The 16,015-nt window shown below is 29.8% G+C and carries 14 protein-coding genes and 1 CRISPR repeat array (1 of these 15 cut by a window edge); of the genes, 7 read left to right on the top strand and 7 right to left on the bottom strand.

Going from position 1 to position 16,015, the window contains the following annotated elements; genetic code table 11:
* Positions 1-157: 157 nt before the first annotated feature.
* The 3 genes from AC5LAX_RS02265 to AC5LAX_RS02275 all read left to right on the top strand — a co-directional run bounded on the left by AC5LAX_RS02265 (position 158) and on the right by AC5LAX_RS02275 (position 3,279).
* Positions 158-874 carry a DUF169 domain-containing protein gene (locus AC5LAX_RS02265; RefSeq protein WP_288908853.1) on the top strand — a complete coding sequence of 239 codons (717 nt, stop codon included), beginning with the start codon at positions 158-160 and terminating at the stop codon, positions 872-874.
* A 139-nt stretch (positions 875-1,013) separates the two neighbouring features.
* Positions 1,014-1,910, top strand: coding sequence for a LysR family transcriptional regulator (locus AC5LAX_RS02270; protein WP_167625465.1), 897 nt, complete (start codon positions 1,014-1,016; stop codon positions 1,908-1,910).
* Between the two features lie 121 nt (positions 1,911-2,031).
* Positions 2,032-3,279: an MFS transporter gene (locus AC5LAX_RS02275; RefSeq protein ID WP_288908854.1), complete on the top strand. Its 1,248-nt coding sequence runs from the start codon at positions 2,032-2,034 to the stop codon at positions 3,277-3,279.
* A 76-nt stretch (positions 3,280-3,355) separates the two neighbouring features.
* On the opposite strand, the gene AC5LAX_RS02280 is transcribed toward AC5LAX_RS02275, so the two are convergent.
* Positions 3,356-4,672 carry a sodium-dependent transporter gene (locus tag AC5LAX_RS02280; RefSeq protein WP_008538569.1) on the bottom strand — a complete coding sequence of 439 codons (1,317 nt, stop codon included), beginning with the start codon at positions 4,670-4,672 and terminating at the stop codon, positions 3,356-3,358.
* Positions 4,673-4,808: 136 nt separating this feature from the next.
* Here AC5LAX_RS02280 and AC5LAX_RS02285 point away from each other — a divergent pair, with 136 nt between their 5' ends.
* Positions 4,809-5,720: a LysR family transcriptional regulator gene (locus AC5LAX_RS02285; protein ID WP_117584918.1), complete on the top strand. Its 912-nt coding sequence runs from the start codon at positions 4,809-4,811 to the stop codon at positions 5,718-5,720.
* Between the two features lie 22 nt (positions 5,721-5,742).
* Here AC5LAX_RS02285 and AC5LAX_RS02290 read toward each other — a convergent pair whose 3' ends face one another.
* The 5 genes from AC5LAX_RS02290 to AC5LAX_RS02310 all read right to left on the bottom strand — a co-directional run bounded on the left by AC5LAX_RS02290 (position 5,743) and on the right by AC5LAX_RS02310 (position 12,176).
* On the bottom strand, positions 5,743-6,399 hold the full coding sequence (locus tag AC5LAX_RS02290) for a YczE/YyaS/YitT family protein (protein WP_075555256.1): 657 nt from the start codon (positions 6,397-6,399) through the stop codon (positions 5,743-5,745).
* 49 nt (positions 6,400-6,448) lie between these two features.
* Entirely contained in the window at positions 6,449-7,435 is a 987-nt protein-coding gene (locus AC5LAX_RS02295; RefSeq protein ID WP_117584919.1) for a Gfo/Idh/MocA family protein, read from the bottom strand.
* 134 nt (positions 7,436-7,569) lie between these two features.
* A complete protein-coding gene (locus AC5LAX_RS02300) occupies positions 7,570-8,418 on the bottom strand; it encodes a MurR/RpiR family transcriptional regulator (RefSeq protein ID WP_117584920.1) in 849 nt (282 codons plus the stop codon).
* A gap of 509 nt (positions 8,419-8,927) precedes the next feature.
* Positions 8,928-11,156 (bottom strand): alpha-galactosidase, encoded by a 2,229-nt coding sequence (locus tag AC5LAX_RS02305; protein ID WP_117584921.1) that lies wholly within the window; start codon positions 11,154-11,156, stop codon positions 8,928-8,930.
* Positions 11,157-11,315: 159 nt separating this feature from the next.
* Complete coding sequence (locus AC5LAX_RS02310; protein ID WP_008538563.1) at positions 11,316-12,176, bottom strand: AraC family transcriptional regulator; 861 nt, start codon at positions 12,174-12,176, stop codon at positions 11,316-11,318.
* A 78-nt stretch (positions 12,177-12,254) separates the two neighbouring features.
* Between AC5LAX_RS02310 and AC5LAX_RS02315 the strand changes: the two genes are divergently transcribed.
* The gene (locus AC5LAX_RS02315) at positions 12,255-13,874 is read left to right on the top strand and encodes a glycoside hydrolase family 13 protein (RefSeq protein WP_117584922.1); all 1,620 of its coding nucleotides are present in this window, start codon (positions 12,255-12,257) and stop codon (positions 13,872-13,874) included.
* 55 nt (positions 13,875-13,929) lie between these two features.
* On the opposite strand, the gene mscL is transcribed toward AC5LAX_RS02315, so the two are convergent.
* Positions 13,930-14,412 carry a large conductance mechanosensitive channel protein MscL gene (gene mscL / locus AC5LAX_RS02320; protein WP_493263625.1) on the bottom strand — a complete coding sequence of 161 codons (483 nt, stop codon included), beginning with the start codon at positions 14,410-14,412 and terminating at the stop codon, positions 13,930-13,932.
* A 537-nt stretch (positions 14,413-14,949) separates the two neighbouring features.
* Between mscL and AC5LAX_RS02325 the strand changes: the two genes are divergently transcribed.
* Both AC5LAX_RS02325 and AC5LAX_RS02330 read left to right on the top strand, forming a co-directional pair.
* Positions 14,950-15,216, top strand: coding sequence for a type II toxin-antitoxin system RelB/DinJ family antitoxin (locus AC5LAX_RS02325; protein ID WP_115151144.1), 267 nt, complete (start codon positions 14,950-14,952; stop codon positions 15,214-15,216).
* Complete coding sequence (locus tag AC5LAX_RS02330) at positions 15,209-15,481, top strand: type II toxin-antitoxin system RelE/ParE family toxin (protein WP_117584923.1); 273 nt, start codon at positions 15,209-15,211, stop codon at positions 15,479-15,481. The genes AC5LAX_RS02325 and AC5LAX_RS02330 overlap by 8 nt, the downstream gene beginning before the upstream one ends.
* 361 nt (positions 15,482-15,842) lie before the next feature.
* Positions 15,843-16,015: direct repeats of the CRISPR family, unit length 30 nt (it continues 321 nt past the right edge of the window).

Genomic DNA, 16,015 nt, shown 5'->3' on the forward strand with positions numbered 1-16,015 from the left:
CATGAGAAATAGAATTTCCTTTTAAAACCATTTTAATTGCTTTAACTTTAAATTCATTTGAGTATTTAGTCATAAAAAAACTGCTTTTTTTATTATTTTTTCTATTATTCATAGTATAATTTTAGATAGAAGATAAATTTTAGCGAGGTGAAAAATAATGGATAGTAAAATAGCGAAAGCGATAAAATTAAAAAATCAACCGATTGCAGTATATAGAACGGATATAAAAGAAAATAATGCACTGCAATTTAAAGAAGGTGTTTGGGGCTGTGTGATAGCTATGTTAAATGCAGCTTCTAAAGGCAAAACAGCGATTTTTTCACAAGCTACAACTGCTTGTATGGGTGGTAGAGCAGGTCTTGGATTAAAGGCATATGATTTAGGATATATAGAATATTTTTTATCTACAGGAGCAAATGATGGCAGAGAAGGAGAATGTTATAAGAAAAATCCTGAACTTGCAAGAAATTTTATTGTGAATGTACCAAAAATAAATTCTAAAAAATATGTAGTTTTCAAGCCATTAGAATTGGTAACAGATGAAAATCAACCAGAAATTATTGTGTTTTTAGTAAATGCTGACCAATTATCAGCACTTACAGTCTTAGCAAATTATGACCAAGATACTCAGGATAATGTGGAGTTAAGATTTGGAGCAGGTTGCGCACAATCCATTTTATTTGCTTTAAAACATTTTGAAGAAAATAGTATAAAGTGTACGATTGGATTGACTGACCCGTCAGCTAGAAAATGTATAGATAAAGATATTTTGTCATTTAGTATGCCATATTATCGCTATTTACAATTAGAAGCACAGGTAGAAGAAAGTTTTTTAACTAAAACTACATGGAAAAATTTATCTAAACGTATATAATGAAAAATAAATAAAATTTAATAAAAAAAGCAAAGGATAATATAAACAATAGTATCACTTTGCTTTTTTTAGTTTCTTATTTGATGTTATACCAATATAGTATATAATAGAAGATAAAATTTTAACGTGAGGTGGCAATATGCAGGAAAGACCTAGCATTCAACAATTAGAAAATTTTATTATCTATGGAAAAGTGCGCAATTTTGCAACTGCAGCACATAGAGCAAATATAACTCAATCAGCATTTAGTTTTCAAATGAAAAAATTAGAGGAAATGCTCAATATACAGTTGATAACTCGCTCTAATCGTGGCAGTGATTTAACTAGAGAAGGCGAATTTTTTCTGCAAAAAATCATACCGATAATTGATGAATTAGATGAAGCTATTGATGAATTACAAAAATTTGCAGGAAAAGCAGTATATATTAATATAGGTGCTTTGATGTCTATGGGAGATATTTTAATGAATAGACATATCAGCTATTTTAAACAACATAATGATAATAATATCTGCTTTAATGTATATAATCTAGAAGCAAAATCCATGTTAAAAAAATTAGATAGTGGTCAAATTGATATTGCTTCTACTTTTTTATTGCCTCAAATGCATGTAGATGGCTGTGAAAAGAAATTATTCTGCAAAGATGAGTTTGTTTATTATGCACCATGTTTGGATTTTACGCAAGATAAAATAACAGCTGATATTATACAAAGATATCCATTAGTTACACATTCGCCAGATTATTTTATGACAAATGCCTTAGAGGATTATTTTGTCAAATTAAAAATACATCCACATATTGATGCTAGATTATCTACACCATACGCTATCATTCATTATTGTAAGCATAACAAAGTAGCAACATTGATATCAAAGCGTCTTTTACAGGAAATAGGGATTACAAATGACTATTATGAGTTATTAGAACCACTTAATTTTTCTTCGTATTTATTGTATAAACATGAAAATCCTAAAATTAAAAGTATGGAGATTTTTGTGGATTATATTTTGGATTTATATCAGCAAAATAGATAAATTTTGATTAATTTTAGATAAAAATAATTGATGACTCTCATTAATATCTTAAGCTATACAAATGTAAAACACATGTATACAATATGAACTATCCTTTAATTAAGATTTTGGAGATGAGAGCATGAGTAGTTCTTCTAAAGAACGTTTGTGGACAAAGGATTTTCTTTTGGACACTGGTATTAATTTTTTAGTTTATTTGATTTATTATTTATTGATGGTAATAATTGCTGTCATTGCTAAAAATGATTTAAATGCTAGTCTAGCTGAAGCAGGTCTTGCTTCTGGTATCTATATTGTCGGTACTTTGATTGCTAGATTATTGGCAGGACAACAAATTGAATTATTTGGTAGAAAGAAAATGCTGTATACTGGTATGGCTTTATATTTGATAACTACTATTTTTTATTTTTATATACCAAATTTAATGATAATGTATATTATTCGTTTAGCAAATGGCTTTGCCTATGGTGTAGTTTCCACAGCGACAAGCACAATTATTGCTAGCTGTATACCTCTTTCACGTAAAGGTGAAGGCATAAATTATTATGGTTTATCTACAAGTGTAGCTGCCGCTGTTGGCCCATTTATTGGCATGTTCATGATGACACGAACTTCTTTTGCAGCTATCATTGAATTATGTGTAGGTTTAATTGTTTTATGTGTAATAGGTTGTTTCTTCCTCAATATCAAAGAGCTTGAACTTTCTCCAGATGAAAAAGCTAAACTTCGCAAAATCTCTATAAATAATTTTGTAGAAAGCAAAGTATCTGTAATTTCCTTCATAGGTTTTTGGGTTGCTTTTTGTTATGCAAGTGTATTGAGCTTTTTAGCAGCTTATTCACAAGAAATTCATTTAGTAGAAGCAGGTACTTTCTTCTTTGTTGTCTATGCTGTAGTAATCACTATATCTCGCCCTATAACTGGTATTATTTTTGATGCCAAAGGTGAAAATTATGTTATGTATCCTTGCTTTGTCTGCTTAGCAATAGGTTTATTCTTATTAAGTGGTACACAAACTGCTTGGATGTTATTATTAGCTGGTGTATTTGTAGGTTTAGGATATGGTACATTTATGTCTAATGGTCAAGCCGTTTGTATAAAATTAACACCAAATCATCGTGTAGGTGTCGCTATTTCCACATATTTTGTAGCTTTGGATTTAGGCCTTGGCGTTAGCCCTTATATTCTCGGTGTATTAAGACCAATGCTTGGCTTTGAAGGTTTATATATGTTAACTGGTGTGATGTCTGTTATTTGTCTAGTTATGTATTTTGTCATGTATGGTTCAAGAAAACAAAATTATGCAGATAAAGAAGAAATAACAGAAGAATTTCATGCAAATGCTAAAATAGCAATTGATGAAAAATAAAGTAGCTACCCTTCATTTTAATAATTTTATCCATAAAAAAGAGTCAATAAGTTTTTTGCTTATTGACTCTTTTATTTTAGATACCACCGTAAATAATTCCGAGGACAAAAATTATAATTGTTAATGGTACATAGATATATTTAGCTGTAATTCCAAAGTAAGCACCGAGAGGCTTTCTAGCAAGTTCTAATTCTTGGCGGATTTCTTTGTAACCTAAAATATAATAAATAGAAAATGCACCTAAAACAGCTCCAAATGGAACAATATAGATAGTTACAATATCCATCCAAGGGCCGAATTTTGGTTCAGCTTCAATGAATACGCCGATAAATAAAGCAATGATAGAACAAAGTGTAACGGCTGTTTTGCGAGAAAGATTAAATCTTGTTTGCCATGATTCACTTACTGCTTCAAACATATTTAATAGACTTGTAATACCTGCGAAAGCTACAGAAACGAAGAATAATATAGCAAATAATTGACCAAATGGCATTTGGGCAAAAATATTTGGAAGGGTGATAAACATAAGTGTTGGACCTGCATTTGGTGCAATATTGAAAGCAAAAACGGCAGGAATGATAGCAAAAGCAGCAAGTAGAGCAGCTATAGTATTAAAGAAAGTTGTGCGAATGGAAGCTTTAGGAATATCTTCAGTTTTTGGTAAGTATGTACCATAGACAATCATACCTGAACCTGTGATTGATAGAGAGAAGAAAGCTTGTCCCATTGCCATAACCCATGTTTCAATATGTCCTAATTGTTCCCAATTTGGCGTAAATAAAAACTCATATCCTGCACCGGAATTAGGTAAAAAGTATACGCGAATAGCTAAAATTAAAAATAAAATAAAGAATAAAGGCATTAAAATTTTATTTACTTTTTCAATTCCTGATGTAGAACCAAACATTAAAATTAAAGCTGTCATTACAATAACGAGAGTATGCCAAAATACACTGCCGAATTCTCCAGTAACTTCTTGTAAGAATACTTCATGATGACCAGATAGCATTTCACCAGTGATAGACCACCATAAAGCTCTGAGTACCCAACCGATGATGATTGCATATCCGATAGCTATACCAAGTGAGCCTAAAAGAGGTATCCAGCCGAGGCAATAGCCTAATTTTGATTGTTTGATTTTGCTCCAGCAATATTCATAAGCACCTAATGTACCTGTTTTAGCACGGCGACCAATAGCAAATTCAGCGGATAAACCAACAAGTCCAAATAAGATAGAAAATAAAATATAAGGAATTAAAAAAGCACCGCCACCATATTCGCCTAAGCGATAAGGAAACATCCAAATTGTTCCCATACCTACAGCTGAACCGATACAAGCGAGGATAAAACCTGTACTACTTTTAAATCCTCCATTTTGATGTATATTATCCATAAAAAAACTCCTTTATAGAATTATTAAGAAAAATCATTTATAATTATAACTTGTGCACATAATATTTGTAAAAACGATAATTTCTATAATATAATTCAGTTTTTTCGATAGATAATAAGGAGCAATAAATATAATAATGGAATTAAGAAATTTAAAAACTTTTTTATACGTAGCAGAACAATGCAGTTTTTCTAAAGCAGCAATTTTATTAAATTATTCACAATCAACTGTTACAGCACAAATTCAAAAATTAGAAGAAGAATTAGATATTTTATTATTTGAAAGAATTAATAAAACAGTGCGCTTGACTAATGCAGGTCAAGAATTTTTAAAATACGCTCATGAAATCATCAGAACTAGTGAAGATGCCAAAAAAACATTGAAAAATTTACCGATAGAAACAGGTGAACTCAGAATAGCTATGGCAGAATCTATCGCTAATACTTTTTTCCCTGAGATATTAGAACGATTTCATCAACTATACCCTAAGATAAAGGTAACTTTATATACAGCTGGTACAGATAGTTTATTTCATAAATTAAGGCATAATGAAGCAGACTTGGTTTATACTTTAGATAAAAGAATTTATTCCTCAGAAATAGTTACTGTGATGGAGAAAAAAGAAGAAGTATTTTTTGTAGCTAGTCCTAAACATAGATTAGCAGGAAAAAATTGCTTAATAGAAGATTTATTAGGCGAAGATTTTTTACTCACAGAAAAAGATATGAGTTATCGTAGACATTTAGAAGAATATTTAGCTTCTAAATCTTTGGAGATAAATCCTTTCTTGGAATTGGGAAATGTAGAGATTTTAAAATCTTTGGTAGAGAAAAATGCAGGCATTTCTTTTTTGCCAGAATTTACGATAAAAAGACAGTTAGAAGAACAGCGATTAGTGAAAATCAATATTCCAGAAGTTTTTAAGGTCTGGCGACAATTAATTTATCATAAACATAAATGGGTTACTGCTTCGATGAAAGTAATGATAGATTTAATTAGAGATTATGAATATGATAAAAAGAATTTTAGCCAAAATAAAAGTCTATAGCAAAAGCTATAGACTTTAAATTTTATTCTTTTAGAACTTGTTTAATTAAAAATTCGCTTTTAGGAAGCCAAAATTGCACAAGTGGGCCAGTTAAAAAAGCAGCTATGACTGTACCTATACCAACAGTACCACCTAAGATATAGCCTAAAATAACAAAAAATAAATCACAAGTCATACGTACCCAACGGAATTGAAATTTTTGTAATTTATCAGTTAAGATAATGGCTATTAAATCATTAGGGCCAGTACCAGCGTTGCTTTTGATGACTATGGACATGCCGATAGATAAGATAACGCATCCTAAAATCATACCTAAAATACGCCATGGCAAAGTGGAATCAGCATTGATAAAATCACCTAAAAGCCATGTGAAAAAATCAATGATTGGGCCACCACAAAAAGCACATAAAATAGTACCAGGTTTTACATATCCTTTAGTAGTTAGAAGCATAACGACCAATAAGATACATAAGACAATGACGTGAAAAGTACCAACAGATAGATTAAATGTTCGAGCAAGTCCTTGAATAAATACAGTGAAGGTATCAGTACCAAGCTCGGATAATAAAAATAAAGAAATCCCCAAATGGGCAATGATTAAACCAAGTAATAAAATACTAAGTGCAATAATCCAGTTTTTTAAACTGCGTTTTGATGTATCACTAGCAAATGTAGACATAGAACCTCTTTTATTTTGATGAAATATTTAAGACTTTTTGATAAAAATATTACATTTCTTCTGGATAAACTAAATTCCATTCACGGCGCAATTTAGTCATGATATCCATAACATCTTGAGTATAAGTAAATTGTAAAAGATCAGTTTCTTCTTCTAAAATGGCTTTTTCCATATCTTCCATTTCATATTGAAGTGCTTTCTTCGTATCACCTACGATGATTTCTTGTTTTTCGCCTGTAACAGCATCTGTAATTACTGCTTTATTAGCACGAGGGAATTCCATGATTTCAATATAAGCTTTTTCACAGCTAATCATAGCTCGTTTTGGTTGTTTAGAATGAAGTGATAAAGCGATTGTTGCCATCTGATTATCTTCATTCATCAATAAAATAGTAGCTTGCTCATCAACGCCAGTAGGTGCAGGAAGCATTTGACTTAAAATTTTTGTTGGTTTACTTTGCATAAAACTGCGTGTGAGACTAAGAGCGTATACACCGATATCAAGCAAAGCACCACCAGCTAAATTTTTATTGAAAAATCTATTAGTCATATCATAATCTTTGAAACTACCAAAGTTTACAGTAATCATCTGTACTTTACCAAATTCATTATTATGTATCATTTCCCATAATTGTTTATAAATAGGCATATGCCAAATAGTCATAGCTTCAGCTAAAATTAAATTATTTTCTTGAGCGAGTTTAACACATTCATTTAATTCACGACTATTTAAAGTAATGGACTTTTCTACAAATAAATGTTTGTGATTTTCTAAAGCTTTTTTCATGAATGGATAATGTGTATTATGTGGAGTTGTCAAATAAATAATATCTACATCAGGGTCAGTGAAGATATCTTGAAAATCATCGTAAACTTTTTCGATGTCATATTTTTTAGCAAAATCGATGGCTTTACTATGTGTACGATTGCCAACAGCATATAATTTTTTGCCCATGTTTTGTAGCGCTTGAGCCATTTCATTGGCAATTACACCAGTACCAAGAACTGCCCAATTTAAGTTTTTTTCTTTAGACATAAAAAACATCTCCTTAATTTATATAAATTTATTTTCTTAATAAAACAATATAATGAAAAATATTTTCTTTATTGAGTTGAATATATCATGATGATTTTATTTTGTCAATAATATTTATATGAAAAATATTTTCTTTAAAGTTTTTCATCAGCGAAAATTTCTTCACATTGACTAAGTCGTTTATAACAGTCTTTTTGTTCTAAAGTCAAAAATAGATAGAGAATTTCAATTATAGTAGAAGCTGAAATACGAGAAAAATAAAATTCATCAAGAAAAAGTTTTTCACGAGTAGCAGTTTGCAAATGATATTTTACTATCTTACCAATAGCAGAGTTTTTATTATTAGTAATGCCAATAGTAGTTACTTTCCGTTTATTAGCTAAATCTACAATAGTATATATCTTACTTGACTCACCAGAATTAGAGATAGCAATTAGGACATCTTTTTTAGTTAGATTTAAACTATAAGAAGCTTGTGTTTCCCAAATAGAACCAGCTACAGTGGGAATGCCGATTTCATTAAATTTGAAAGCACCATCTAACGCAACTGGTATAGTATTGCCGACAGCTATAATTTGTACTCTTTTAGCAGATTGTATAGCTGAAATAATTTTATCTAAGGTATTAGTATCAATCATATTGATAGTTGCCGATATTTCAGCAATTTTATTAGCTAAAATATTTTGTAGAGATTGTGAAATATTATCTCTAGTAATATTATTAGAAACTTTTATAGATGTATCAGTTTCTATACGTTCTCTAGCCAATTCAATTTTTAGATGATGAAAACTTTTAACATCACATTTACGACAAAATCTAGAAATAGTAGCTTCACTAGCACCACAGGCTTTAGCTAATTCCTTGATAGTCATATTAACGACTTTTGTATGGTATTTTATGATATAATCAGCTATTTTTTTTTCAGAAGCAAAAAAATGAGGATAGTTAGCAAATAATTGATTAATAATAGTATTTTTATCCATAATATAAATCCTTTAATCCTTTAAATTATTGTTTTACATTCATTTTTCTTTACTGGTGTAAAGAAAAATGAACCAAAAAGAAAGCACTACCTGCTACCGCACTTTTTACTTTGGCAAAAAGCAAAAAATGTCTACAATTTTTAAACTCGCTATGCTCAAACCGCTAAATTAAAAACGTAGCCACAATTTGCTCTTTACCAATAACCTACGGCTACCGTAAAAAGATGCTAAAATGTGGGGAATTTTATTATTATTGGAGTCAATAATAAATTAATAGTTGTTATCAGTAATTTTATAATTTACTCGAATAATATCCAGTAATTTTATTTGCGGTAGACTTTCTTTATTTACTGTTCTTTGCCCATTAAAGAACAGTAAATAAGTAGCTTTGCATAAAAGAAAAATGAACAGACAAATAATTATTTTTAGTATAACATAAATTCATTTTTTTATGTAAAAAGGCTAATTAGGAATAAATTATATTCACTAATTAGCCTAAATTTAAATTATTATTTTATAGCTTTTAATACATAGATTTTAGAATCGAAATCACAGCTTGTAGCCATATCGCCATATGGTTGACCTGCGCTTGGGTCATCAATTACAAGACCAATATTCATGAGTTCATCACCGAAATAAGATTTACCATCAATGCTTTGCTGATAGCAGAAATCTGGATTTAAACCTTGGAGATAAATTCTGCTATATGGTAAATTTATACCATTTAATACACGATACCAACCAACAATAGCAGTTTCTTTATCTTCGCTTACTACCATCCAAGCAGTTACATTATTTTCAAAAGGACTGCTCAAACGATAGAATGTGCCAAATTGGAAAACTTCACGATATTCTTTCATGAATTTAATTTGTTCTTTTACTTCTTCTTGTTCAGCTGGAGTTAATTTATTTAAATCAAGCTCATAGCCAAAAGTACCAAAGTAAGCAACGTTTGCTCTAGTATGAAGAGGTGTTAAGCGATATACTTGATGGTTAGGAGTAACAGAAACATGACTGCCGATAGAGCTGATAGGGTAAGCAAAAGATGTACCATATTGGATTTTTAAACGTTCTATAGCATCAGAGTCATCACTTGCCCAGCCTTGTGGAGCATAATATAAAAGACCTGGATCAAATCTAGCACCACCACTAGCACAAGATTCAAAGAGAATATGAGGGAATTCAGAAGTTAAGCGTTCATATAAATCGTAAACACCTAAGATATGACGATGGAAGATTTCTCCTTGTCTATCAGCAGGATAAGCTACAGAGTAACATTCTGTAATACTGCGGTTCATATCCCATTTAATATAGGAAATTTTAGCTTCACGTAAGATTTTAGCAAGTAAATTATAAATATAATCTACTACTTCTTTACGAGAATAATCGAGAACATATTGATGACGACATTCAGAAGAGTGTCTGCCAGGTACATGTAAAATCCAATCTGGATGATTGCGATAGAGGTCAGAGTCCATATTAGTCATTTCTGGTTCAATCCAAAGACCGAATTTCATGCCGAGATTTTCAATTCTTTCTGCAAGACCTTTGATGCCATTTGGTAAGCGGTCAGTATTTGGATACCAATCGCCAAGACCTGCATAATCGGAAGTACGTTTGCCAAACCAGCCATCATCTAATACGAATAATTCTACGCCACATTCTTTAGCTTTGCTAGCGATAGTTACGAGTTTATCTTCGTTGAAATCGAAATAAGTAGCTTCCCAGTTATTGATTAAAATAGGTCTAGCTTTATCTCTCCAATAGCCACGAGCAAGGCGTTTTTGGAATAATTTATGGAAAGATTGACTTAAATTATTTAAGCCATCATCAGTATAAATCATTACTGCTTCTGGAGTTTGGAAAGATGTGTTTGGTTCTAATTTCCAATCAAATGTAGTTGGATTAATACCCATTAAAACGCGTGTAACATCATGAGTATCAACTTCTGCTTGAGCTAAGAAGTTACCGCTATAGATTAAGCTAAAGCCAATAGCTTCCCCTTTATTCTCATCTGTAGTAGGTCGTTTTAAAATAATAAATGGATTATGTTCATGGGAAGAATGACCACGAGTGGAATTAATAGCAGTGATACCCTGTTCTAATTTACGCACTTTTAAATGACGTTCTCTAGACCATGTACCAGAGAATTGAAGCCATTCATAATCGCAATCAGGTAAATCAAGACAAAGGCTCATAGCTGTTGTTAAATGAACATCATCTTTACCCTGATTATAGATTTTAGCACTGCGAGCGATAATGCCATTTTGAGCAAAAATAGTATAGAGTAAATCTATTTCAACTAAAGTTACAGGGTCTTGTAAATGAATAGTTAAAGTGAGAGCTTCATCATCATTTTCTGTGTAAGTAGCAGGTAAATTTTCAAGTTTTGGTTTACCTTTGCTGATAGAATGACTTTGATAATGGAAGTCAGAAATTTTACTACCGTTTGTCTGGCAAATTTCAATAGCAGGCTGACGATAATCAGAAGTACCATAAACAGGATATTCTTGACGAATATGGCTCAAAGATATAATATTATGGAATTCTTCAGAAATATAGGAAGTTGTTGGACGAGCACAAGATTGAATTAAATAGGAAAAATCTGCTTTGTCATGTACTTTTTTACCAAAATATACTTGGCTTAGATGACCATTAGGAAGTACAGTCATAATGTAACTAATTTTATCATTAGTTAAATGAAAAGTACGGCTTTGTTCATTAAATAAAATTTGCATCTTAAAAAACGCTCCTTTATAAATATATGAATTTATGGCTTTTCGTAATTAATATCTATAAATTATTATATATGAGAATTTTATGAAAATAAAGATGGCGTTGTTAAGTAAATCAGTTTAAATGTTAAATAAAAACTATAAGAGTAATACTTATAGTTTTTATTTCATTCTATTTACAGGTTTATTAAAAGATATTTTAGGAGAAAAACTTTTGCGATACTGTGAAGGTGTAAAACCTTTTTTGGCTTTAAAGGCTTTAGCAAATACTAAAGGGTCTTGATAGCCACAAGAATTAGAAATAGTTTCAATGGATAGCGTAGTTGTATTTAATAATTGTTCAGCACGAGTTATGCGATAATTAGCTAAATATTCTTGGGGAGAAATATTTAAATGTTTGCGAAATAATAAATAGAGGTAATTTCTAGTGATGCAAACATATTTAGCAATATCAGTGATTTTTAAATTATTAGTGTAGTTATTTTCGATAAATTCAATGGCTTTTTTTACATATAGATTATTGTTGTCATTAGTCGGCAATATGGTTTTTATATCTTTACTTAAGATAGAGAAGAAAGAATATAATAGACTTTCGAGCAAAAATTGATTGCTTGTGGCAAAGTTATTATTTTTTAACATATTATGCACAATTTGTTTTAATTCTTCACTATAATTACATTGAAATGTTAGATGATTGGAACTAAGACCAATATCATTTAAATATTGAATAGCTTTAGTGCCATTAAAACCAATCCAAAGATATTGCCATGGGTCATCTTTATCAGCTTGATAAAATACTTGCAAATGAGGTTCAACTAAAAATCCTTGACCTTGAGATAATTCATAGCAAGCGTTATTTACATAATATTTTCCTTTGCCTTTAGTTATATAGTGAATGATATAATTATCGCGGATACCAGGGCCAAAGCTGTGATTAGGTTCACATTTAGCTAAGCCACAAAAACATAAGTATAAATCAGAAAAATGGCGTTCTGTTATTTGGAGTACATGAGAATTTTCCATAATAATTAACCTCAAATTTAATTTAGTCTTATAATATTATAATATAATAAAACAAATAAATAATAAAAGGTGATTTTTATGGAAACAAAATGGTGGCAAAAATCTGTTGTTTATCAAATTTATCCTCGTAGTTTTTGTGATAGCAATAATGATGGCATTGGTGATATCAATGGTATTCGCTCTAAATTGGATTATTTGGAAAAATTAGGTATAGAAGTGATTTGGTTAAGCCCTGTATATTGTTCACCTAATGATGATAATGGTTATGATATCTCCGATTATTATGATATTTCTCCAGAATTTGGGACATTAGACGAGATGAAAGCTTTATTGAAAGAAGCTAAAGCACATAATATAAAAATAATCATGGATTTAGTGGTAAATCATACTTCAGATGAACATAAATGGTTTATAGAAGCAAAAACAAATAAAAATAGCAAATATCGTGATTATTATATTTGGCGAAAAGGTGAAAAAAATAATCCACCAAATGATTTATTATCTTGTTTTGGTGGTTCGGCGTGGGAATATGATGAAGCTTCTCAAGAGTATTATTTGCATTTTTTTAGTAAGAAACAGCCAGATTTAAATTGGGAAAATAAAGATATGCGCAAAGATATTTGGCAGATGACGAATTTTTGGATTGATTTAGGTGTTGGTGGTTTTAGAATGGACGTCATCGATATGATTGGCAAAGTTCCAGATTTAAAAATCAAAGAGAATGGACCTAAATTACATGAATATATTCAAGAAATGCATAGAGAAACTTTGCAAGACAAAGATTTATTGACTGTGGGTGAATGTTGGGGTGCAAATCCGCAGATAGCACAGTTATTTTCCAGTCCAGATAGACATGAATTGAGTATGGTATTTCAATTTGAACATATTATGCTTGACCAAGAAGGCTCGGATAAATGGAATTTGAAAAAGCTTGATTTAATTGAGTTGAAAAAAGTATTTACTAAGTGGCAAAAAGAATTAAATGGCAAAGGTTGGAATAGTTTATTTTGGAATAATCATGATTTACCAAGAATTGTATCTCGTTGGGGTAATGACAAAGAATATCACGTGCAGTCTGCGAAAATGTTGGCAATATTACTTCATGGTATGCAGGGAACACCATATATTTATCAAGGCGAAGAAATCGGCATGACCAATATTGAGTTTAATGATTTAGCTGATTTTGCCGATATTGAATCTGTGAATGCATATAAAGAAAGAATGGCTAATAATATACTTAAAGAAGAAATCTTAAAATCTTTGCGTGCTAAAGCTAGAGATAATGCAAGAACTCCTATGCAGTGGAATAGTGATGTAAATGCTGGTTTTAGCAAAGTTAAACCATGGTATAGAGTAAATCGCAATTATATAGACGTAAATGTAGAAAAAGCTTTAGCCGATAAGAATTCAATTTTTTATTGTTATCAAAAATTGATTAAGATGCGTAAAGAAAATCCTATTATGATTTATGGTGAATATGATTTATTATTAGCCGAAGATAAAAATATTTTTGCTTATACAAGAAAATACGAAGATAAAACTTGGCTTATAATATGTAATTTTTATGATAAAGAAGTCGATTTTAACTTAGAAGGCACAGGAAAAATCTTAATCAGTAATTATGAAGATACGATAACAGATTTGACAAAAGGTCATTTAAGACCATATGAAGCTGTAATTTATCAGTGGCAGAAATAATAAAAAAGCATAGTTTAATCGTTTTGATTAGACTATGCTTTCTTTTTGTATATTTTTAAGTTGTTGGTAAGTCAGAGGTACAATGAGCGCATTTAGTGGCTTCATGAGGAATTTCAGATTTACAAAATGGGCAGATTTTTGTTTTTGGCGGTTCTTTAGGAATAGGAATTAATTTGTTTAGCTGTCTAATTAAACAAAAGACTACGAAAGCCAAAATTAAAAATTGGAGAAAATCTGTTAAAAAGGCACCATAAGCAAAAACTGCACCAGCTTTTTTTGCTGTTTCAAGGTCAGCACCTTTTTCAGCGAGTATAAAAGTCGCCTTACTAAGTGGCAGATACATATTATTAAAATCAATACCGCCAGTAAAAATACTGATTATAGGCATGATTAAATTTTTTACAATGGAATTTACAAGCCCTGTAAAAGCAGTACCAATAATCATACCAACTGCTAAATCAAGCATATTACCTTTAAAAGCAAATTTTTTAAACTCAATAAAGAAATTTTTCATAATGATAAAAACCTTTCTAAGCATAATGTATATAATTATAACCTATAAAGGTGAGTATTGAAAAGAAAAATTAATTAATTTGGAATAAATAAAAGTCCTCTTTATTAGAAAAGAGGACTTTTTTTAATACAGCATCTGTTGATATTTATCGATACGGAAACTTATTTAGCAATAAGAAAACAGAAGTATTCGTACAGCATCTGTTGATATTTATCACACAATTTAGATAAAGGGGACATCTTATAATGAGTATTCGTACAGCACCTGTTGATATTTATCCCTAATGTTATTAGGATTTATTAATTACATTATAGTTATAAACTATTGATATTGCAAGACTTTTATAATTTTTACCAGTAAATGATAGATAATATATTAGATTTGAGTAGGTCAATAAAATCAAGCTTTATGAGGATTTTATAAATTTTAGGTTGGTAAATTTTATTTTAAAGAATATTTATAAATATATGATTAAAAATCTATGAATTTTGTCAATTTTTGTCTTTATTATATATTTTTTTGTCAAATTTATATATAATAATATTGAGAGGTGTGATATATATGTCTGAAACTACAACGTTAAATATAAGAGTTAATAAAGATTTGAAAAAACAATCTGAAGCAATTTTATCTTTATTGGGATTAAATACTTCTACAGCTGTAAATATGTTTTTAAATGCTGTTGTTAGAAATAATGGCATTCCTTTTGCTTTAACATTAAATCCTAATAATGAAACAAAGCAAGTTCTTGATGAAGTAAAAGCAGGCAAAAATTTAAGTAGAACTTTTGATAATGTAAGAGATTTAATGGACGATTTAGATGCTTAAAATAAAATATCACTCTAAATTTAAGAAAGATATAAAGACAATAAAAAAGCGTAACTATGATTTATCAAAGCTACAAAAAGTTATTGAAATATTAGCTGAAGAAAAAACTTTACCTGCCAAATATAAAGATCATTCTTTAACTGGAATTTATCAAGATTTTAGAGAATGTCATATTTTGCCTGATTGGTTATTAATATATCGCATAGCTAAAGATATATTGACTTTAGTACTTTCTAGAACAGGCACACATAGTGATCTATTTTAGAAAGATTGCTTTAGAATGTCTTTATTTTTTATTGTTAATAAATATAATATGATAAATAAAAAAAGCTAAGTCCTCAAATAAGGACTTAGCTATATTTTTTATCTTATTCCCATTCAATGCAATATATTTTTTCTAGTATTTTTTATTGGTTTTTTGCCTGCATTATATAGGATATTTTATATAAATTAACTTAAATTTGTTTGTTTATTTATTTTTATAGTACGTTTTCAGTACGTTAATTTTAACCGCCATATATAAATATATAACAAGATGTCAATTAGTTTTGACTAATAGTTATATATCAAAATATGGCGGTATTTTTATTAATAACCGCCATACTTCAAATAATACATATTCAATTTTCTTTATACAGTATCTGTTGATATTTATCAATAAAAATACAATTATTAATTTGTGGGAGGAATAAGTATTCGTACAGCACCTGTTGATATTTATCCTCTCCATTTGAACCAGTAAAAGACGCTGATATTGAGTATTCGTACAGCACCTGTTGATATTTATCTCTAAAAATGG

The organism is Megamonas sp., assembly GCF_986095205.1.

Coding starts and splice junctions, on each gene's coding strand:
- AC5LAX_RS02290 (WP_075555256.1), bottom strand. CDS start 6,399: ATGTCTACATTTGCTAGTGATACATCAAAACGCAGTTTAAAAAACTGG.
- AC5LAX_RS02275 (WP_288908854.1), top strand. CDS start 2,032: ATGAGTAGTTCTTCTAAAGAACGTTTGTGGACAAAGGATTTTCTTTTG.
- mscL (WP_493263625.1), bottom strand. CDS start 14,412: ATGCTTAGAAAGGTTTTTATCATTATGAAAAATTTCTTTATTGAGTTT.
- AC5LAX_RS02310 (WP_008538563.1), bottom strand. CDS start 12,176: ATGGAAAATTCTCATGTACTCCAAATAACAGAACGCCATTTTTCTGAT.
- AC5LAX_RS02305 (WP_117584921.1), bottom strand. CDS start 11,156: ATGCAAATTTTATTTAATGAACAAAGCCGTACTTTTCATTTAACTAAT.
- AC5LAX_RS02285 (WP_117584918.1), top strand. CDS start 4,809: ATGGAATTAAGAAATTTAAAAACTTTTTTATACGTAGCAGAACAATGC.
- AC5LAX_RS02270 (WP_167625465.1), top strand. CDS start 1,014: ATGCAGGAAAGACCTAGCATTCAACAATTAGAAAATTTTATTATCTAT.
- AC5LAX_RS02280 (WP_008538569.1), bottom strand. CDS start 4,672: ATGGATAATATACATCAAAATGGAGGATTTAAAAGTAGTACAGGTTTT.
- AC5LAX_RS02300 (WP_117584920.1), bottom strand. CDS start 8,418: ATGGATAAAAATACTATTATTAATCAATTATTTGCTAACTATCCTCAT.
- AC5LAX_RS02265 (WP_288908853.1), top strand. CDS start 158: ATGGATAGTAAAATAGCGAAAGCGATAAAATTAAAAAATCAACCGATT.
- AC5LAX_RS02330 (WP_117584923.1), top strand. CDS start 15,209: ATGCTTAAAATAAAATATCACTCTAAATTTAAGAAAGATATAAAGACA.
- AC5LAX_RS02325 (WP_115151144.1), top strand. CDS start 14,950: ATGTCTGAAACTACAACGTTAAATATAAGAGTTAATAAAGATTTGAAA.
- AC5LAX_RS02295 (WP_117584919.1), bottom strand. CDS start 7,435: ATGTCTAAAGAAAAAAACTTAAATTGGGCAGTTCTTGGTACTGGTGTA.
- AC5LAX_RS02315 (WP_117584922.1), top strand. CDS start 12,255: ATGGAAACAAAATGGTGGCAAAAATCTGTTGTTTATCAAATTTATCCT.